18 protein-coding genes and 1 pseudogene are annotated in these 19,263 nt (G+C 25.9%); 7 read left to right on the plus strand and 12 right to left on the minus strand.

Going from position 1 to position 19,263, the window contains the following annotated elements; genetic code table 11:
- Nucleotides 1-2 precede the first annotated feature (2 nt).
- The 8 genes from murG to rsmH are packed head-to-tail and all read right to left on the minus strand — an operon-like array spanning nt 3 to nt 9,599.
- Nucleotides 3-1,118 (minus strand): undecaprenyldiphospho-muramoylpentapeptide beta-N-acetylglucosaminyltransferase, encoded by a 1,116-nt coding sequence (gene murG / locus DM815_RS01905; protein ID WP_110508952.1) that lies wholly within the window; start codon nt 1,116-1,118, stop codon nt 3-5.
- Entirely contained in the window at nt 1,096-2,310 is a 1,215-nt protein-coding gene (locus DM815_RS01910) for an FtsW/RodA/SpoVE family cell cycle protein (protein ID WP_110508954.1), read from the minus strand. The genes murG and DM815_RS01910 overlap by 23 nt, the downstream gene beginning before the upstream one ends.
- On the minus strand, nt 2,282-3,658 hold the full coding sequence (gene murD / locus DM815_RS01915) for a UDP-N-acetylmuramoyl-L-alanine--D-glutamate ligase (protein WP_110508956.1): 1,377 nt from the start codon (nt 3,656-3,658) through the stop codon (nt 2,282-2,284). The genes DM815_RS01910 and murD overlap by 29 nt, the downstream gene beginning before the upstream one ends.
- A gap of 13 nt (nt 3,659-3,671) precedes the next feature.
- Complete coding sequence (gene mraY, locus DM815_RS01920) at nt 3,672-4,868, minus strand: phospho-N-acetylmuramoyl-pentapeptide-transferase (protein WP_110508958.1); 1,197 nt, start codon at nt 4,866-4,868, stop codon at nt 3,672-3,674.
- A gap of 12 nt (nt 4,869-4,880) precedes the next feature.
- Nucleotides 4,881-6,350: a UDP-N-acetylmuramoyl-L-alanyl-D-glutamate--2,6-diaminopimelate ligase gene (locus DM815_RS01925; protein ID WP_110508960.1), complete on the minus strand. Its 1,470-nt coding sequence runs from the start codon at nt 6,348-6,350 to the stop codon at nt 4,881-4,883.
- Entirely contained in the window at nt 6,347-8,335 is a 1,989-nt protein-coding gene (locus DM815_RS01930) for a penicillin-binding protein (protein WP_110508961.1), read from the minus strand. The genes DM815_RS01925 and DM815_RS01930 overlap by 4 nt, the downstream gene beginning before the upstream one ends.
- Nucleotides 8,332-8,670, minus strand: coding sequence for an FtsL-like putative cell division protein (locus DM815_RS01935; protein WP_110508963.1), 339 nt, complete (start codon nt 8,668-8,670; stop codon nt 8,332-8,334). Before DM815_RS01935 ends, DM815_RS01930 begins: the two co-directional genes overlap by 4 nt.
- A 14-nt stretch (nt 8,671-8,684) precedes the next feature.
- The gene (gene rsmH / locus DM815_RS01940) at nt 8,685-9,599 is read right to left on the minus strand and encodes a 16S rRNA (cytosine(1402)-N(4))-methyltransferase RsmH (RefSeq protein WP_110508965.1); all 915 of its coding nucleotides are present in this window, start codon (nt 9,597-9,599) and stop codon (nt 8,685-8,687) included.
- Between the two features lie 123 nt (nt 9,600-9,722).
- On the opposite strand from rsmH, the gene DM815_RS03190 reads away from it, so the two are divergent.
- From DM815_RS03190 to DM815_RS01950, 4 genes and pseudogenes are all read left to right on the plus strand, one after another.
- Entirely contained in the window at nt 9,723-9,845 is a 123-nt protein-coding gene (locus DM815_RS03190; RefSeq protein WP_235609993.1) for a queuine tRNA-ribosyltransferase family protein, read from the plus strand.
- A gap of 48 nt (nt 9,846-9,893) precedes the next feature.
- Nucleotides 9,894-10,052, plus strand: a complete 159-nt coding sequence (locus DM815_RS03195; RefSeq protein ID WP_235609994.1) for a queuine tRNA-ribosyltransferase family protein — start codon at nt 9,894-9,896, stop codon at nt 10,050-10,052.
- A 519-nt stretch (nt 10,053-10,571) separates the two neighbouring features.
- Nucleotides 10,572-10,829, plus strand: a pseudogene (locus DM815_RS03200) (tRNA-guanine transglycosylase).
- Nucleotides 10,830-10,856: 27 nt separating this feature from the next.
- Entirely contained in the window at nt 10,857-11,948 is a 1,092-nt protein-coding gene (locus DM815_RS01950; RefSeq protein WP_110508967.1) for an LptF/LptG family permease, read from the plus strand.
- Here the strand turns inward: DM815_RS01950 and DM815_RS01955 are convergent.
- On the minus strand, nt 11,945-13,447 hold the full coding sequence (locus tag DM815_RS01955; RefSeq protein ID WP_110508969.1) for a Do family serine endopeptidase: 1,503 nt from the start codon (nt 13,445-13,447) through the stop codon (nt 11,945-11,947). The two genes, DM815_RS01950 and DM815_RS01955, sit on opposite strands and share 4 nt — an antisense overlap.
- A 101-nt stretch (nt 13,448-13,548) precedes the next feature.
- Here DM815_RS01955 and dapF point away from each other — a divergent pair, with 101 nt between their 5' ends.
- Both dapF and DM815_RS01965 read left to right on the plus strand, forming a co-directional pair.
- Nucleotides 13,549-14,352 carry a diaminopimelate epimerase gene (gene dapF, locus DM815_RS01960; RefSeq protein WP_110508971.1) on the plus strand — a complete coding sequence of 268 codons (804 nt, stop codon included), beginning with the start codon at nt 13,549-13,551 and terminating at the stop codon, nt 14,350-14,352.
- A 12-nt stretch (nt 14,353-14,364) separates the two neighbouring features.
- The gene (locus DM815_RS01965) at nt 14,365-15,462 is read left to right on the plus strand and encodes a M42 family metallopeptidase (RefSeq protein ID WP_110508973.1); all 1,098 of its coding nucleotides are present in this window, start codon (nt 14,365-14,367) and stop codon (nt 15,460-15,462) included.
- On the opposite strand, the gene DM815_RS01970 is transcribed toward DM815_RS01965, so the two are convergent.
- Nucleotides 15,452-16,450: a redox-regulated ATPase YchF gene (locus DM815_RS01970; protein ID WP_110508975.1), complete on the minus strand. Its 999-nt coding sequence runs from the start codon at nt 16,448-16,450 to the stop codon at nt 15,452-15,454. The two genes, DM815_RS01965 and DM815_RS01970, sit on opposite strands and share 11 nt — an antisense overlap.
- A 169-nt stretch (nt 16,451-16,619) precedes the next feature.
- On the opposite strand from DM815_RS01970, the gene tatC reads away from it, so the two are divergent.
- Nucleotides 16,620-17,423, plus strand: coding sequence for a twin-arginine translocase subunit TatC (gene tatC / locus DM815_RS01975; protein WP_110508977.1), 804 nt, complete (start codon nt 16,620-16,622; stop codon nt 17,421-17,423).
- A gap of 33 nt (nt 17,424-17,456) precedes the next feature.
- Here tatC and DM815_RS01980 read toward each other — a convergent pair whose 3' ends face one another.
- Together DM815_RS01980 and smpB are read right to left on the minus strand one after the other, a co-directional pair.
- Entirely contained in the window at nt 17,457-18,716 is a 1,260-nt protein-coding gene (locus tag DM815_RS01980; protein ID WP_110508978.1) for an OmpA family protein, read from the minus strand.
- A gap of 63 nt (nt 18,717-18,779) precedes the next feature.
- Entirely contained in the window at nt 18,780-19,217 is a 438-nt protein-coding gene (gene smpB, locus DM815_RS01985; protein WP_110508980.1) for an SsrA-binding protein SmpB, read from the minus strand.
- Nucleotides 19,218-19,263 lie beyond the last annotated feature (46 nt).

Here is a 19,263-nt window from a genome sequence, read left to right on the forward strand (position 1 = left end):
CATCATAAAAGAATATGTAAAATTTCGTTAACAATATCGTTTGTTGCTTGAGGTTTCCCTAATTGTAAAATATTTTTCCTCATTTTTTTTTTCATATCAGAATCGTTAAGTATTTGTATTGTTGAATCCACTAATTTTTTCTCTATTTCTTCATTTTTAATTATCATAGCCGCTTTTTTATCCTCCAATATTTTAGCATTTTTATTTTGATGATCATCTGAAGACCAAGGAAAAGGAATTAATATATAGGGTTTCCCTATTAAACATATTTCTGATATGGTTAAAGCTCCAGCTCTAGATACAATAATATCTGCTGCCGCATAACATATCTGAATATTTTCAATAAAATCCATTACAATAAAATTTTTATGATGAGAAAGAGTATTGTTTTTTTTTATTCTATGAATATTAGATTTTCCTACTTGCCAAATAAGTTGTATATCAAAATGGATTAGTTTTTTTAATCCATTCATCCAAGCATTGTTAATACTATTGGATCCTTGACTCCCTCCCATAGATAGAATAATAGGTCTATCCCTTTTTAATCCTAAATCAAGACAAGCATTTTTTTTACTAGGAAATTTTTGTAATATTTCAGATCGTACTGGATTTCCAGTTATTATAGTTTTTCCTTTAGGAAAATATTTTTTTGCTTCTTCAAAAGCAATACATACTTTTTTAGAATAACGAGAAAATATTCTATTGGTAAATCCAGGAAATGAATTCTGTTCTTGAAGAAAAATGGGAATTTTATTTTTTTTTGCAGCATATAAAGTTGGAAAACTAACGTATCCACCTGTTCCAATCACTATATTTGGAGAAAATTTTTTTAAAATTTTATTTGCTAAAAAAAAACTATACACCAATTCTATAGATTGAATAAAAAATCCTGATATAGAAAAAAATTTATTTTTTCCACCTGAAATACAAATACCTTCAATTTGATATCCAAATTTAGGTATTTCTTGCATTTCCATGTGATTCTTAGATCCAATAAATAAAATATTGACTTCTGGAATCTTTTTTTTAAGTTCATCTGCTATAGCTATTCCTGGATAAATATGACCACCTGTCCCTCCACTTCCAATAATTATTCTAGGTGGAAAATTCTTCTTCATTATTATTTTTTTTCCTTTTTTCTATGTTATTATAATAAGGATCATCATATATGATCCTACTAACACTCAATATTATACCAAAACTAAAAAAGGTTATCCACATCGAAGTCCCTCCAGCACTAATCAGTGGTAAAGTTTGTCCTGTAACAGGAAATAAACCTACAGATATACCCATATTAATAAGTGCTTGATTAATAATAGGAACCCCTACAGAAAGCACCAATAAAGTACAAAAATAATTTTGTACTTTCGTAGCAATCACCATAATTCTAAGCAAAATAAGAATATAAATAAACAGAAGAATAATTCCTCCAAAAGATCCATATTCTTCTATGATAATAGCATAAATAAAATCTGAAGAAGATTGTGGAAGAAAAGCTTTCAAAACGCTTTTTCCAGGACCACGACCAAATTTATTACCTAAAACAATGGCTGTTTTAGATTGTTTTATTTGATAATTTTCTTCAGATTCATTATCAAAAAAATTTTCTATACGATTTTTCCATGTATAAACTCTATTTATAGGTTTTTTTTCTCCCCATTTTATTACAGAGTAAATATATATTCCTGCTGCTATTATACCCATAAATAATATTCCTATAATTCCTGTAAAAGGATATCCACCTATAAAAAGAATAATCAAAACTGAAATAAAAACAATTACGGCAGTAGAACCATTAGCGGGAAATATAAGTCCAAGAATAAAAAAAAGAGGAAAAAGTAAGGAAAAAAAGGAATTAATAAAATTAATTTTTTCTTTATTTTTTTTGGATAAATATCTAGCACAGTAAATAAAAAGAACTAATCCAGCAATGTTGGAAGTTTGAAAAGATATATTAATAATGGGTATATGCAACCAACGAGATGCATTTACCCCATCTAATTCTTTTCCCTGGCTAATTGTAAAAACCAGTAAAATTAAAACTATAGGAATTGTAAGTATAGACAAACGATAAAAATATTTATAGTCTATAAATTGAGTTAAAAAAAGAATACCAAAACCAACTAACAAAAAAATGGTATGTCTTAATAAATAACGGAATACGGTATTTGATCCTCCATATGTAGTAACCAAATTGGTACTTGCTGAGTATACTGGTAAAAAGGAAAATAGAGCTAATAAGGTAATAAAAGCCCATAAATATCTATCTCCTTTTATATATCTATTCAAAAAAATATCTATTTTTTTCATAGAAAATTTTTCTTACTTCTTGTTTAAATCTATGACCTCTTTCCTTATAATCTTTAAAAAGATCAAAACTAGAACATGCAGGAGACAACAAGATATTATCTCCATGAATAGATAATAGGGAAGCTATGCGAACAGCCTTTTTAAGGGATTCCGTTACTATAATAATATCAATAACATCTTGAAAAAAATTTATAAATTTTTTATTTTTTTTCCCTAAAAAAATTATGGCTTTCACTTTTTCTTTAACCAATGGTAGGAGTTCTCTATAATCATTTCCTTTATCTTGTCCACCTGCAATCCATATGGTAGGAGAATTCATACTTTTTAATGCATAAAAAACGGCATTTACATTAGTAGCTTTAGAATCATTAATAAATTGTACTCCATTAATATTTAATACTTTTTCCATACGATGTTCTATAGTAGAAAAATCCAATACAGAATTTATAATTGATTTTTTTTTAACATTCAATGTTTTAGAAACAAGAATTGAAGCCATTATATTGTATAAATTATGATCCCCCTTTAAAGGAATTTTTTCTATATTTAGAAGACATATTTCTTTTTTATTTTCTTTTTTACGAAAAAAAATATTATTCCATTTTATATAAGCACCCATGTTTAACTCTTCTTTTATAGAAAAAGGAATACAATGAGATAAAATTTTATATTTTTTAAATTCCTTTTTTAGGATAGGATCATCATGATTATAAATAAAAATATCTTCCTTATTTTGATTAGTCGCAATTCTAAATTTAGAAGATATATATCCTTTAAAATTCTTATATCTATTCAAATGATCCCTTGTTATGTTTAATAATACTGCAATATTTGAACGAAAATTAAAACAATCATCCAGTTGAAAACTACTCACTTCTAATACATAAACTTCTTTTTTTTTTAGTGCTTCTCTTGAAAAACTACTTCCAATATTTCCAGCAATTCCTACATGAAATCCTTCTTTTTTAAGAATTTTGTACACAATGGAACTGGTTGTAGTTTTTCCATTACTTCCTGTAATGCTAATAATATAAGAAGAATTCAGATAACTTTTTCCAAATTCTAACTCAGAAACAATAGGAATCCCTAAAAAATTAATTTTCTTTATCAAGATATTTTCTCTAGAAATTCCAGGACTTTTGATCACTTTTATAGCTTTAAGAATTATGCTTTCTGTATGTCCTTTTTCTTCAAAAGGAATTTTATTTTCTACTAAAATTTTTTTGTATTTGTTTAGAATAATTCCAGAATCAGATAAAAATATTTTTAAACCATTCTTTTTAGCTAATAAAGCAGCCCCTACTCCACTTTCTCCTCCACCTAATACAACAATTAAATTTTTTTTCATTGTATTGTTTTTTTTATGTTATTAATAAAATAAATACCACCATAGAAAGTATCGTTTGTATGATTAAAAAACGATATACTATTTTACTTTCATGATAACCTAGTTTTTGAAAATGATGATGTAAAGGAGCCATCATAAAAATTCTTTTTCCTATTCCATATTTTCTTTTAGAAAATCTAAAATACAAAACTTGTACTATTACAGAAAAATTTTCGATAAAAAAAATTCCACATAAAATAGGGAGTATTAATTCTTTTCTAATGAGGATGGATATTGCTGCAATTACACCTCCTATAGTTAAACTTCCACTATCTCCCATAAAAATTTGTGCTGGATATGTATTATACCAAAGAAAACCAATTAAAGATCCTAAAAAAGAAAAAGAGAATATAGCGATTTCTCCTATATGAGGAATATACAAAAAATGAAAAAAATAGGAGTAAATTTTACTACTAGAAACTAAAGAAAATAAGGATAATGTGGCAAAGATAATAGAAGAAACCCCTGCCGTTAACCCATCAATTCCATCGGTTAAATTTGCCCCGTTGGATAGAAATGTAATAATTATAATAACGATAGGAATGAAAAGAATCCATGTATATTTTTTCCATTTTTTTTTAAAAAAATAGGCATAGTCAAATTCATTTTTAGGGGAAAAAATAGGAAAGGTGGTCTTAAAATTATGTTCTTTCCTTACTACTACTAAAGATGGATTTTGTTTAGAAAAAGGATCTATTTTTTTATTAAAAATAGTGATATTTTTATTAAAAGACATGAAACTTCCAATAAAAATTCCTAGGATTATTTGACCTAATATTTTCCCCATGATACTAAGTCCATTTTTATGATATTTTATTTTTATGTAATCATCTATAAATCCAAGAATTCCAAGCCATAATGTAGTGATTACCAAAATTATGATATATAAATTATTTAATTTTGAAAAAAAAATTGTAGGAATTAAAGCAGATACTATAATAATTATGCCTCCCATTGTAGGAGTTCCTTCTTTTTCTTTTTGTCCCGTTAATCCAAGATCCCGTATTCGTTCTCCTATACTTTTTTTTCTTTTATTCCATAATATAATTTTTTTATTGGCAAACAAGGATATACAAATAGATAAGATAAAAGCTATTAAAGCTCTGTAAAAAATGGAATTTATGATTATAATATTCGAAATAAGATACTTAAAAATAGGAAAAATTATCATACATATCAATCCTTATCTATTAGAATTTTTTAATAACGTTTTAGCGATTTTCATATCGTCAAAAGGATAACGTTCCCCTTTAATTTCTTGATAATTTTCGTGCCCTTTTCCTGCTATAATAATAATATCTTTTTTTTTTGCCAATTGAATTGCTTTTTTAATAGCTTCTTTTCGATTAACAATTGTCAAAATATCCTCTTTCTTTAGATATGATCTAAACTTTTTCATATCGATTAATATTTTTTCTGGATCTTCTTCCCTAGGATTATCTGATGTAAAAATAGATCTATCACATGTATCATAAACAATTTTTCCCATTAATGAACGTTTTTTTTTATCTCTATTTCCTCCACAACCTATTACGCAAATTAATTTTTCCTCTTTTTTTTTTATTTTTTTCAGGGTCTTTAAAACAGTTTTTATTCCATTTGGATTATGAGCGTAATCAACAATTATACGAATTCCAGAATAGGATAGAAATTGTTCAAAACGCCCTTTTATAGGTTTTATAGTCTTTATTTTTTTTAATATTTCATGTTCTTTTTTCCCCAATAATCTAGCTGTAGCGTAACTAGCCAATAGATTGTAAATATTAAATTCCCCAATTAAACTAGTAAAAAACTTATGTTTATCCATTAATAATTCGTTACCATTGATTTTTTCTTTTAAAATTTTAATTCTATAATCTGCTTTTTTTTTTATTCCGTAAAAATAAGTTTTAGCCAAAACATTTTTTATTATTTTATGTGAATTTTTATCATCAACATTCATTAATGCAAAAGTATTTTTATGCAAAAAATTTTCAAAAAACAATTTTTTAGTTGATAGATAATTTTTAAAAGATTTATGATAATCTAAATGATCATGTGTTATATTAGTAAATACTCCTCCTGTAAATAACAATCCTGAAATTCTTCTTTGATGAATTCCATGTGAACTTACTTCCATAAATCCATATTTACATCCTTTTTGTATCGATCTATTTAAATATTTATTTATTTCAATAATATTCGGAGTGGTATGTACCGTAGGAATTTTTTTCGACATAATTTTAATACCCATAGTAGAAATAAGTATGGTTTTTTCTCCCATTTTATAAAATAAACAGTGAAGAATTGTAGTCACGGAGGTTTTTCCATTTGTTCCCGTAATGCCTACCAATTTTATTTTTTTTGTAGGATTGTCATAAAAATTAGAAGAAATAGTTCCTAAAGCTAAGATTGAATCTTTCACGATTACATAGGTTATAGATTTCTGTATGATAAAAGGTTTTTTTTCGCAAACTATGATATTCGCTCCATTTTGGATAGCCTCTATAATAAATAAATGTCCATCTGTCATTTTCCCTTTGTTAGCTACAAAAATCGTATTTTTTTTTACCATTTTAGAATGCATAGAAATACCTTCTATCCATTTTTTAGAATATCCTATTATTTTTAATATATGTACATTTATTAAAATATCCCTTAATAGTTTTTTCATTCTTCTAATTTCAGAAATATAACTTTATTTTTTTTAAATTTATTTCCTGGTTTTACAGACTGAAAACAAACTTTTCCTATCCCTTTATATCGTATTTTTATCCCTTTATTTTCTAATAGAGGGATAATTTCTTTTCCTGGAAAAGAAATTATATTAGGCATAATTCCTTGATCAAAAGAATGAATTAATGAAGAATTTTTTGATTCTTTAATTCTTTTTAGAAAATTAATATATACTTTATTATTATTGTTAAGATACTTTTTTCCTATTTTTGGATAAATATATCTAGCTATTTTATCAAATACTGGAACTGCTACTTCTATTCCGTAATATCCTTTTTCTGGTTTTGAAATGACTACAATACAAGAATATTTTGGATTTTTTGCAGGAAAATATCCTACAAAAGAACTATTGTAAGATAAAGGTTTCCCTTTTATCCAGTAATCTAATTGTGTCGTTCCTGTTTTTCCTGCATAAGGATATTCTGGATGATAATATTTTTTAGCTGTTCCATTTTTTACCACTCCTTCTAGCATATTTTGAATTTTTTTTATAGATTCTTTTGACGCTATAGAAGGATTCATTACAATAGGGTTAGTATACTTTTTAATACTTTTTCCATGAAATTTAATATCTCTAATAAAAATAGGTTTAATCATTGTTCCTTTATTAGCAATAGAATTATAAAAAGTTAGAATTTGCAAAGGGGTTAGTTTTAAATTATATCCGAAAGTCATCCATGGTAATGTAATACTACTCCAATTTTTTTCCCCAGGTTTAGGAATGAAAGGTCCACTTTCCCCTGGAATATCTATTCCTATTTTTTTATCTAGTTTCCATTTTCTAAAATGTTCTATGAATTTTTTTGGGTTTTCTTTGTAATTTTCATAAATCATTTTTGCTATTCCGACATTTGAAGAATGTTCCAAAATTTGTTTTGGATTCATTTCCCTATATCCACTGTAATGACTATCTCGTATCTTTTTTCCTCTTAATTTCATAACACCACCTTTAGTATTCACTATCATGTCCATTTCTATTTTTTTATCTTCTAAAGCGGCAAGAATAGCCATAGTTTTGAAAGTAGATCCAGGTTCACTACATTCCCATACAGAAAAATTTCTTAAATCTTCATAAGCATTTTTTTTTGTTTTCTCTAAATTAATCATAGCACTAACTTCACCACTTTTTACCTTCATAAGGATCACACATCCGTGATCCGCATTAGAAATGGATAATTCATGAAGTAATGCATTATAAGCAATATCTTGTAAAGATATATCTATAGTAGAATAGACATCTTTTCCATCTTCTGGATCAATTTCATTTCCTGAATTTAATGGTTTCCATATTTTAGAACTAATACGTTGTTCTAATCGTTCTCCATCTCTTCCTTTAAGATACTTACTAAAGGCTCCTTCTAATCCCGCTTTTCCCCTATGATCATCGTATCCTAAAGTCCTTTTACCTATACTTTCTAATGTATGAACTCTGAAATTTTTCTTTTCTACAATAAAACCTCCTCGTATTTGTCCTTTATTGAAAATTGGAAAATTTCGTAATACTTTGAAATGTGGATAATCTAAATTTTTTACTAATAAAAAATATCTATTTCCCTTTTTTTTTTCGTATTGAAATTTTTTATAAAAAAAATTTCTTGGTTTTTTTAATAAAGATTCTAAAGAATTACACAAAAAGGAAATATTTTCTTGAAACAATTTTTCTGATATAGATCTAAAATCAATATGAATATCATATCTTATGATAGACATTGCTAAAATACTGCTATCTGATGCATAAATATTTCCACGTTTTGCCTTAATTAAATTGGTTCTAATTGTTCTTTCTATAAAAGACTTTTTATATCTATCTGAAAAATTCTGAATGTAGAATAAATTAAAAATAATTAGGGATGCAATAAAAAGGAATAAAAAACCAATTAAGTAGGATTTATACAATAAAATATATCTTTTTCTTTTCATCATTTTCTTTTTCTATCCATCTTTTTTTTATCGACTAAAATTAATTCGTATGGGGGTTCCTCTAAATGTTTTAACCCATTAATATTTCCCAGTTTATTTAAAACGGAAAATAGTTGCATTTTAAGGCATTGACTATGAATATCCGCATATTCAGATTTCAATTCTTTTATTTCTTCACTTATATTCGTAATTTTTCTAATTTTACGATCCATCATATGGGAACTGGTAATGCTTATTAAAGAAAGAATAGTAATAAAAATAATAAAATTCCAACTACGATATGCATCTTCCTTCACTAAAAATTTTCCTTTCAGTATATCTTTGAAATTAGTCTTCATTATTTATTATTGATTTATAGTTTTTCCGCAATTCTTAACCTAGCACTCCTAGATCTTGGATTATCCATAATTTCTTGAATACTGGGTTTAATGACTTTCTTATGGATCATTTTAAATGGAATTATATCGATAGGGCTACTATTGTTGGGTTTCAAAAATCCTGTTTTAAAGAAATATTTGGTGATTCTATCTTCTATTGAATGATATGAAATCACGGCGATTCTACCTCCTGGTAGGATAACTTCGGAAGATTCTAGTAAAAGATTTTTTAAAATCTTTATTTCATTATTAACTTCTATTCGTATAGACTGAAAAAGTCTAGAAAAAAATTTTTTTCTTTTCTTAAAAGAGGCCTTTTTCATAAAAAAAATATTTTTTAAATCCAAGGTAGTTCTAATAGGATTTTTTAAACGTCTTTCTAATATTTTTTCAGTAATTTTTACTGCATTTTTGAATTCTCCATATTTGTAAAATATATGAAATAATTCATTTTTTGAATATTTATTGATAACATGTAAAGCAGAATAAGTATCCTCCTTCTGATTCATTCTCATATCCAAAGTAGAGTTTAATTGATGAGAAAAACCTCTTATAGGATTGTCTATTTGAAAAGAAGATATACCTAAATCAGCTAATAACCCTGATACTTTTTCGATATGAAGTTTTTTCAATACATGTTTTATATGTATAAAATTTTTTTGGAATAAATGGAAACGTTTATCCTTTATGAAGTTATTTTTTATGGATTCTTCATCTTGATCCAAAGCGATCAAAGTAGCTTTTCTATCTAATTTTTTTAAAATTCCATAAGAATGTCCCCCACCACCAAATGTAGCATCTATATAAATTCCATTTTTATCTGTAACCAGATTATCTATACTCTCTTTGAGGAGGACTGGTTTATGGTAATAATAATGTTTAAATTTCATTTTTTACCCTTTGAATAGGTTTTTATTTTCTATTGAAAACGAAATTATGCTTTATCCTCATATTTTTCACATATGATTCAGTAATATTTTTATTTAATTTTTACGAAAAAATTTTTATTAAAAATGAAATTTGATTTAATCAATACTAATAAATATTCTAAAGAAATAGCAGGTATACTAGAAAAAGATCATGGAAAAATAGAAACTCCTATTTTTATTCCAGTAGCTTTCAAAAGAAAGTGTTAAATCTATTCCAAAACATGAACTATATGATGTTGGGATCTAAGATTATTCTTGGGAATACCTATCCATTTATATTTCCGTCCAAAAATTGAATTCTCACACTATGAAGGAAAAATTCACTCATTTATGAATTGGAAGGAGTCCATATTAACAGATAGTGGATTTTTTCAAATTTATTCTATGAAAAAATTGAATAAAATCATCGAATAAGGTATAATATTTAAATTTTTTATAAATGGTTCTTCCCATTTTTTTTCTCCTTAAAAATCTATGGAAATTTAACGTTTTATAGTTCGAGATATGATTATGGCTTTTGACGAATTCCCTACTTTTCCATGTATTCATAAAGATAAAAAAGATTCTTTAAAAAAATACATTCTTGGTTAAAAAAATGTTATTCTTACTTAGAAAAAAGGACCTAAAAGTATGATTACAAACAAAGTTTTGTTTCCTATTTCTTAAGGAAGTATTTATCCTGATCTAAGAAAATATTATGCAGAAAAGATAGCTTTATTGGAAGCTTAAGGAAATTCTATAGGTGGATTAAGTTTAGGATAGGATAAAGAAAAAATGCAGTATATTACCAATATAGTAACAGATCTTTTTCCTAAAAAAAACCTAGATATTTTTTTAATGGAGGGAGGGAATCCTGTAGATCTTTTAGAATAAATTTTACTTGGGATAGATATGTTTGATTGCGTTATTCCTACACGAAACGGACGTCATGGAATGTTATTTACCTGGGAAGGGATTTTGAATATAAAAAATAAAAAATGAGAAAAAGATTTATCCTTTTTAGATAAATTAGGAAATACTTATGTAGATATATCCTATAGTAAATCTTATGTAAGACATCTTTTTTATTCCAAAGAAAATTTTGAAAAAAAAATTTATACTATACATCACCTTTATTTTTATTTTAATTTAATAAAAAAAGAAAGAAATCATATTCTTAAAGATCCCTTTTTTTTTGGAAAAAATCTATAATTTCTTCATTACAAAAACGTTTTTAAAATGAAAAAACTGGATCGTTATATCATTTATAATGTTATTGTTAACTATATATTTATTACTTTTTTTTTACAGATACTGTCTATAGTTATAGATATTTCTCAACGTATGCATAGGTTGGAAAATAATCAAGGATCAATAAAACAGGCTTTAATTTTTTATTACCCATTTTGGTCTATATGGTTAGCTAATACTTTTTCCCCTATTTCCGTTTTTTTATCTATTATTTTTTTTACATCTAGATTAACTAAAAATTCCGAAATGACCGCTATTCTAGGTAGCGGAATTAGTTTCAAAAGAATTACCATTCCTTATTTAATTTCAGCTTTCATTATAGGAGGATTTTCTTTAATCATTAATTATTCTTTTTTACCCATGGCTAATAAAATAAAAAATAAATTTCATTACCAATATTTATTGAGTTCAAGACAAAAAAGTAAATACGAAAACAGTAAGGCAATAAGTGCTCAAATTTCAAATAATGAATATCTATTCATTAGAAATTTCTCAAAAAAAGAAAATATTGGACAAGGATTTACATATCAAAAATTTAATGGTAAAAAATTAGTATATATTTTAAAAGCTAAAAATATTTTTTGGTCCAAAAAATATCGTATATATATACTACATGATTATATAGAAACTTATATAAAAAAGAATAAAGATATCTTATCCAAAGGATTTTATATAAAAAAATTTTTTTCTATGACTCCGGAAGAACTTTTACCGGAAGAATACATAGCAGAAACGATGACTATTTCGGAACTTAAAAAATTTATAGATATAGAAAAAAGAAAAGGAATCCGTAATATAAATACGCATTTGAATGAGTATTATCAAAGAACAAGTTTACCTTTTTCTACTTTTATATTTTCTATTTTAGGATTATCGATATCATCAAAAATAAAAAAAGGAGGAATAGGGGGTCATCTAATTATTGGACTTATATTAGCCTTTTTTTATATTTTTTTTATAGAAATATCGAAAGTTTACTCTACAAAAGATTATTTTCCTTCTTATTTATCTGTTTGGCTTCCAAATGTAATTATGGGAGTAATCACATTGTTCATTTATTGGAATAGAAGTAAACATTAATTCATTTCAAACCCTGCTATATATACTTGACCATTTTGTTTAATGGATTTTATAGTTACATCTCCTGAATATCTTTTTAATACACGATCTACATCATTAGGTTTTCTCATTTTTTCTCCATTAATAGATAAAATAATGTCTCCTTCTTCCAGCCCTATAGAACTCAAACGACCTGTTCTTATTTCTGTGATTCTAATACCATAATCAATTCCAAAATCTTTTTTGGAATCTTTTCCAAGAGTTTCAAAGGTGGCACCTAGTAATTCCGATGGTGTTATTTCCTCTCTTTTTCTAATTTTTTTTCTTCCTTGTGAATCTTTTAAAGTAACGTTAAAAGTTTTTATCTCTCTGTTACGTATAATATTAACTTTGACCTTATCTCCTGGATGTTTTGTTCCAACAATAAAAGATAAATCTGCCACGTTTTGAATCGGTTTACCGTCTATACTTTTTATAATATCTCCTTTTTTAAGACCTGCTTCATAGGCTCCACTTCTGTCAAATACTTCTCCAATCAAGAACCCCTGTTGTGGTTTTATATTTTGATGTGTTTCATTGTTATAAGCTTTCAAATATTCAGCCTTAGAAAGATCCATTCCTCTAACTCCTAAATATGCACGTTGTACAGTTCCGTATTTCTTGATATCCTGTATTACTTTTCCAACTAAATTTGAAGGAGCTGCAAAACTATATCCTATAAAATTTCCTGAATTAGAAGAAATAGCCGTATTAATTCCAATTAGTTCTCCATTTGTATTTACTAATGCTCCTCCACTATTACCAGGATTAACAGCTGCATCTGTTTGAAAAAAAGATTCTATAGCTGTTTGAGTTTCTCCTCTTAATATTCCTAAACTTCTATTTTTAGCACTTATGATCCCTGCAGTAACAGTAGAATTCAAATCAAAAGGATTTCCTATTGCTAAAACCCATTCTCCTACTTGTACTTTATTAGAATCCGAAAAATAAATAAAAGGTAAATTTTTTTCATTTATTTTTAATAAAGCTATATCCGTACTGGTATCTGTTCCAATAAGTTTTGCTCTATAAGTTCTTTGATCACTAAGAGTTATTTCTATCTTATCTGCATCTTTTATGACATGATTATTTGTAACAATATATCCATCAGGAGATATTATTACTCCAGATCCATGAAGTCCAGGTATATCATTTCTTTTAGGTATTTTTCCTCTTCCTCCAAAATCATCAGGAAATCCAAAGAAGAAGTCAAATGGATCGAAATTCAATCGATTACTATATTTTTTAGAATAATTTTTTATATTCACTACTGCATGTATCGTTTTTTCTACCACTCTTGTAAAATCAGGTAATCCAGCAGAACTAATTAATGAAGATGAGGTTGATGGAGGGGTCCTTTCGAACGAAGATCCATATGGAAAAAATTTTGGCTCTTCTTTAGTATATTTTTTGTATGCTGCAATAGTCATTACTGAGCTAAGTATACTACTAATAACAATATAAACAACTATTTTCTTCATGTTTATTTCTTATAATTATCCTAACTACACAAATATATAAATATGATACTTAAAAGTAAACTTTATTTAAAAAATAATGTTAACTTTTTCTTATTTTTTTCATGAAATTAAATTTTTTTAAATACCAAGGAACAGGTAATGATTTCATTATACTAGATATTCGAAAAAAAAGAATTCCGGAATGTAGACCTACTTTTTTTACAAAATTATGTAATAGGCGTTTTGGAATTGGAGCTGATGGAATTATTTTAATTAAAAATGATTCTAAAAGTGATTTTTATATGAAGTATTATAATTCTGATGGAAAAGAAAGTACAATGTGTGGAAATGGAGGACGTTGTGCGATTTCTTTTTCAAAAAAATTAGGAATAACAAAAGAAAATAAAATTTATTTTAGAGCTATAGATGGAATTCACTATGGAATAATACAGGATAAAAATTTGATTTCCATGAATCTAATGGATATAGAAATAAATACGATAAAAATTTATCCAAAATATGTTTTCTTGAATACGGGATCTCCACATCATGTTCTTTTTGTAAAAAATATTCAAAAAATAGACGTTTATAAAAAAGGTAGAAAAATTAGAGTTCAGAAACCTTATGATGAAGAAGGAGTCAATGTTAATTTTGTGGAAGTTCTTGGAAGTAATACGATAAAAGTACGGACTTACGAAAGAGGAGTGGAAAACGAAACTTTATCTTGTGGAACAGGAGTTACAGCTTCTGCTATTGCAGCTTATGAAACAGGAACTATTCCATATCTTGATTCTTATGGAAAAGTTTTAGCTTACACTTTAGGAGGAAAGTTATGGATTTCATTTAAAAAAATACATGATCAATATAAAGAAATAAATTTAACAGGCTCTGTTCAATTTATTTTTGAAGGGTATATTAATATTTAATGATAAAAAATTATGGATAATAAAAACCGTTATTCAATAAATGATAAATCTATAAGATTTCTTAATAAATATTTAAATAGTTTTTCCCCAACTGGATACGAAAGTGAAGGTCAAAAAATATGGAAAGATTATATTAGTTATTATGTAGAAAAAATAGAAACTGATTTGTATGGAACCGTTGTAGGAGTTATTAATCCTAGTCATTCTCCTTACAAATTAATAATTGAAGCTCATGCGGATGAAATATCTTGGTATGTGAATTATATAACAGAAGACGGATTAATCTATGTTTCTAGAAATGGAGGGTCTGATCATCAAATAGCTCCATCGAAAAGAGTCGTTATACACACAGAAAAAGGGTTAGTAGATGGTGTATTTGGTTGGCCAGCTATTCATACAAGAAAATCTTTAGAAGAAAAAAACCCTAATTTAGATAATATTTTTATAGATATTGGGGCTTTTGATAAAAAAGAAGTAGAAAAAATAGGCGTTCATGTAGGATGTTTCATCACATATCCTGATGAATTTTTTATTATGAATCATAATTATTTTGTTTGCAGGTCTTTGGATAATAAAATAGGAGGATTTATAATTGCAGAAGTAGCAAAAATGATAATAGAACATGGAATTGATTTACAATTTGGATTGTATGTGGTGAATTCTGTTCAAGAAGAAGTAGGATTGAGAGGGGCTAAAATGATCTCTCATGCAATAAATCCTCATATAGCTATTGTTACTGATGTAACACATGATACTTACACTCCGATGATTGATAAAAAAATACAGGGAGATATTAAATGTGGTTTAGGACCTGTGATCGGATATGCTCCTTCAATACATAAAAATCTTAGAGAATTCATTATTGATACTTCTAAGAATCAAAAAATTTCTTTTCAACGTTTGGTTTCATCTAGATACACGGGAACCGATACAGATGCTTTTGCTTATTCTAATAAGGGAGTTTCCTCTTCTTTAATTTCCATACCTCTTAAATATATGCATACCACAGTAGAAATGGTACATAAAAAAGATGTGGAAAAAACGATACAATTAATTTTTGAAACCTTAAAAGGAATTAATTATTCCAAAGAAAAATTTTTCATAGATTGAATCGAAAATGGATAATATCTCCATCTTTAATAAGATAATTTTTTCCTACTAAAAATGTTTTCCCTGCTTTTTTCGCTTTTTCTTCTGATCCATATTTTATAAAATCTTTGTAATGAATAATTTCTGCACAAATAAATCCTTTTTTTAAATCTGTATGTATCACAGAAGCAGCTTGGTAAGCGGTACAATTATTTGGAATAGACCAAGCACGTATTTCTTCTTTTCCTATTGTAAAAAAACTTTGTAAATTTAATAATTGATATGATTTCTTGATAATCATATCAATTCCTGAAATATGATTTTTTTTCAACGATAAAACTACTAAAGTTGATTTTTCCTTTTCTACCATTTTTTTTATTTTTTTTAGATTAGGATTATTTTCCTCATCTATATTGCATACATAAAGAACAGGTTTAATTGTTAGTAACTGTAAATCATCTATGTACTTTTTTTCATTATTTTTAAATGGAAATGTTCTAATATTTTTTCCTTCTTTTAGAAAAGAAAAAATTTTTTTTAGTAGTATAGTACTTACAGATTTTTTATTTTTAGAAGTTTTTTCTAATCTCTTTTCTATCGTTTCTAGATCTTTGAATTGTAATTCTATATCAATAATTTCTTTATCCCTAATTGGATTTATTTCCCCCTCTACATGAAGTACACGAATATCGTTAAAACAACGAATCATATGGATGATAACACTTGTTTCACGAATATGGGATAGAAATTTATTCCCTAATCCTTCTCCTTTATGTGATCCTTTAATTAATCCAGCAATATCTACTATTTTTATTTTGGATGGAACTATTTTTTTTGGATTAATCAAGGTTTTTAATTCATACAATCTTTGATCTGGAACTTTCGTAATTCCATAATTAGGCTCTATGGTACAAAAAGGAAAATTTTTTGATAAAGCTTTAGAATTAGAAATAAGATTAAATAATGTTGATTTTCCTATATTTGGAAGACCAATAATTCCACATTTCATTGATGATTAAAATATTTTATTTACACTGATAAATTTAACTAATAGAATATCCATAATATACTAGTTCTTATTTTTGGGTAAAAAAACTTAGACTAACAATATTTTCTGTGAAATTTACAATTTTTTGTAAATAAAAAAGAAGTATTTTATCGTATTTCTATATATTATTATGAAAAATGAAAAAAAAGAAATGCCGTTTTGGGAACATATTGAAGAGCTCAGAAAACATATGATTCATAGTTTATGTGCAATTATAATTGCAACTATTATTTTGATGAATAATAAATATGTTATATTTGATTATATTCTTTTTGGTCCAGCAAAAACGGATTTCATTACTTACCGTATATTTTCTAAATTAGAATTTCTTTTTTTTGGAATAAATCATGATCCTATTTCTTTTTTTTCAAAAAATTTAGAAATACAAAATAGACAAATATTTGGTCAATTTAATATGTATATATGGACCTGTTGTATCGGAGGATTTATTTTATCTTTTCCTTACATATTTTATGAATTTTGGAAATTTATAAAACCTGCTCTTTCTGATGAAGAAAGAAAATATTCTCGGGGAATCATTATTATAGTCACATTTCTATTTATATCTGGAATTCTTTTTGGTTATTTTGTATTATGTCCATTTTTAATTCATTTTGGTTATACATTTAGAATTAGTTCCATTCCAAAAAATATATTTGATTTATCGGATTATATATCTTTGATGATGCATTCTATGCTATCTATGGGAATAACTTTTTTATTCCCAATTTTGATTTTTTTTCTTACTAAAATAGAATTAATAACCTATACATTCTTGAAAAAATATAGAAAACATGCTTTTTTGATGATCTTAATCATCGCTTCTGCAATTACACCTGGAGATATTTTAAGTACGATAATCGTTTTAATTCCTCTATTAATTCTTTATGAATTAAGTCTTTATATTTCTTTTTCTTTTTCTAAAAGAAAATAAAAAACCCCTTTAAAATCAAGAGGTTTTTTATGATTATTTTTTTATTGTTATTTCAACATATCTTCCTTTACTCTTCTTTTTTGCATATTTTCTTAATCCTCTAATTTCCATTCTAGAAGGATCTACTCCTTTGGATACCAAAGCTTCAAATACAGAATTCGCTCTTCTTAAGGATAATCTTTTATTATAAGAATATTTTCCATAAGAATCTGTATATCCATTTATATAAAATTTAGAATTAGGAAGTTTTTTGATCATAATTTCAGAAATATTATCAATAATTCCTAATGAACTAGAAGATAATGTATCTTTTCCAAGATCAAATAAAATAGGATTGAAAATTATTTTATCTGGACATCCTTTATTTTCTTTTGTTCCATATTTGTTGGGACAAAGATCTTCAATATCTGGAATATTATCAGAATCTGTATCTGGACATCCTTTAAATTTTTTTAATCCAAATTTATCAGGACATGAATCCTCTTTATCTAAAATACCATCATAATCTAAGTCTTCTTTTTCGCAGCAAATTTTATTTTCATATTCCGAATTTTCTAGAATATTTTTATCCTCTTTCTCCTCTTTTTTTTCTATTATAGAAGGTAAGTAAGAATCTTCTTTATTGATTTCTATTATTTTCTTTTGTTCCTTATTATCATAATTATCAGAATAATTTTCATGTACCCCTCCGAAACGGAATACTAAACCCATGGAATGTTTACAAAAATTTAAATAATCTCTTGAATGAGTTGCAAATACATGATTATAGGTACTTTGAATGTTAATACCAAAATTAGATACAATCCAAAAATTGATACCCAATCCTCCATCTAATAGAAAAAAATCTTTCTTATTCAATTTATAAAATTTGGATCCTGAAATTCTTAATATTTTATTTTTATAATTAAATTTATGATAACCACCTCCTAATCTAAAATAAGGATCAAACCAATATTGAGGTAAAAAATAGAAATTAATTCCAGGACCAAATTTCAAGAAAAATCCATCTATTATTTTCCATCTATTATTGTCTACCATTCCTAAAGAACCCTCTAAATATAACCCCAGATTTTTATTTATATTATGCACCAATTCTACATTAGAAAAAATAGGATTGATACTATTATTTTTTTTGTGTAAAAAAAATTTAATAGGATAACTTCTTGGATAATAGTTAATATCATTCGCACCTATTCGAATAGACCATTTTTTCTTAGAATGAGAATATTGAGAGGATACAGACGAAAGTAAAACAAAAAAAGCAATAATAAAAAAATTGAATTTTTTTTTCATAGAATTATAATTTCTTTGAATTTGAACCTAAACAAATATAAATTATATATATGATTTTAAAAATTATCTTTTGAAAGATTGTCTAATTTCACGAACAATATCTCTATTTCTTATAGATTCACGCTTATCATATATTTTTTTCCCCTTTGCTAAAAAAATTTGTACTTTCACATATCCTTTTTCACTAAAAAATAATTTAGTAGGAATAATAGTTAATCCAGGTAATTTTAACTTTTTTTCTATTTTTATTAATTCTTTTTTAGTTAACAATAACTTTCTTTCTCTTCTGCTTTGGTGATTCCAAGTAGTTCCAAACTTATATTCAGAAATATACATGTTAATAGAATACAATTCTCCATTTTTTATTTGACAAAAACTTTCCGTTATATTAGCTTTATTTTGTCTTATAGATTTAACTTCAGTACCAAACAGTTGAATTCCAGCTATATATTCTTCTATTAATTTATATTGAAATTTTGCTTTTCTGTTTAGAATACTCATAATTAATTGTTACTTTTGTGCAAAAATAAAATTCTATAAATTTTTT

Source organism: Blattabacterium sp. (Cryptocercus kyebangensis) (genome assembly GCF_003226855.1).
Lineage (GTDB): Bacteria > Bacteroidota > Bacteroidia > Flavobacteriales > Blattabacteriaceae > Blattabacterium.

Excerpts from the sequence above, each read along its gene's own strand:
- murG (WP_110508952.1), bottom strand. The coding sequence starts at position 1,118 with ATGAAGAAGAATTTTCCACCTAGAATAATTATTGGAAGTGGAGGGACA.
- DM815_RS01910 (WP_110508954.1), bottom strand. The coding sequence starts at position 2,310 with ATGAAAAAAATAGATATTTTTTTGAATAGATATATAAAAGGAGATAGA.
- murD (WP_110508956.1), bottom strand. The coding sequence starts at position 3,658 with ATGAAAAAAAATTTAATTGTTGTATTAGGTGGAGGAGAAAGTGGAGTA.
- mraY (WP_110508958.1), bottom strand. The coding sequence starts at position 4,868 with ATGATAATTTTTCCTATTTTTAAGTATCTTATTTCGAATATTATAATC.
- DM815_RS01925 (WP_110508960.1), bottom strand. The coding sequence starts at position 6,350 with ATGAAAAAACTATTAAGGGATATTTTAATAAATGTACATATATTAAAA.
- DM815_RS01930 (WP_110508961.1), bottom strand. The coding sequence starts at position 8,335 with ATGATGAAAAGAAAAAGATATATTTTATTGTATAAATCCTACTTAATT.
- DM815_RS01935 (WP_110508963.1), bottom strand. The coding sequence starts at position 8,670 with ATGAAGACTAATTTCAAAGATATACTGAAAGGAAAATTTTTAGTGAAG.
- rsmH (WP_110508965.1), bottom strand. The coding sequence starts at position 9,599 with ATGAAATTTAAACATTATTATTACCATAAACCAGTCCTCCTCAAAGAG.
- DM815_RS03190 (WP_235609993.1), top strand. The coding sequence starts at position 9,723 with ATGAAATTTGATTTAATCAATACTAATAAATATTCTAAAGAAATAGCA.
- DM815_RS01950 (WP_110508967.1), top strand. The coding sequence starts at position 10,857 with ATGAAAAAACTGGATCGTTATATCATTTATAATGTTATTGTTAACTAT.
- DM815_RS01955 (WP_110508969.1), bottom strand. The coding sequence starts at position 13,447 with ATGAAGAAAATAGTTGTTTATATTGTTATTAGTAGTATACTTAGCTCA.
- dapF (WP_110508971.1), top strand. The coding sequence starts at position 13,549 with ATGAAATTAAATTTTTTTAAATACCAAGGAACAGGTAATGATTTCATT.
- DM815_RS01965 (WP_110508973.1), top strand. The coding sequence starts at position 14,365 with ATGGATAATAAAAACCGTTATTCAATAAATGATAAATCTATAAGATTT.
- DM815_RS01970 (WP_110508975.1), bottom strand. The coding sequence starts at position 16,450 with ATGAAATGTGGAATTATTGGTCTTCCAAATATAGGAAAATCAACATTA.
- tatC (WP_110508977.1), top strand. The coding sequence starts at position 16,620 with ATGAAAAATGAAAAAAAAGAAATGCCGTTTTGGGAACATATTGAAGAG.
- DM815_RS01980 (WP_110508978.1), bottom strand. The coding sequence starts at position 18,716 with ATGAAAAAAAAATTCAATTTTTTTATTATTGCTTTTTTTGTTTTACTT.
- smpB (WP_110508980.1), bottom strand. The coding sequence starts at position 19,217 with ATGAGTATTCTAAACAGAAAAGCAAAATTTCAATATAAATTAATAGAA.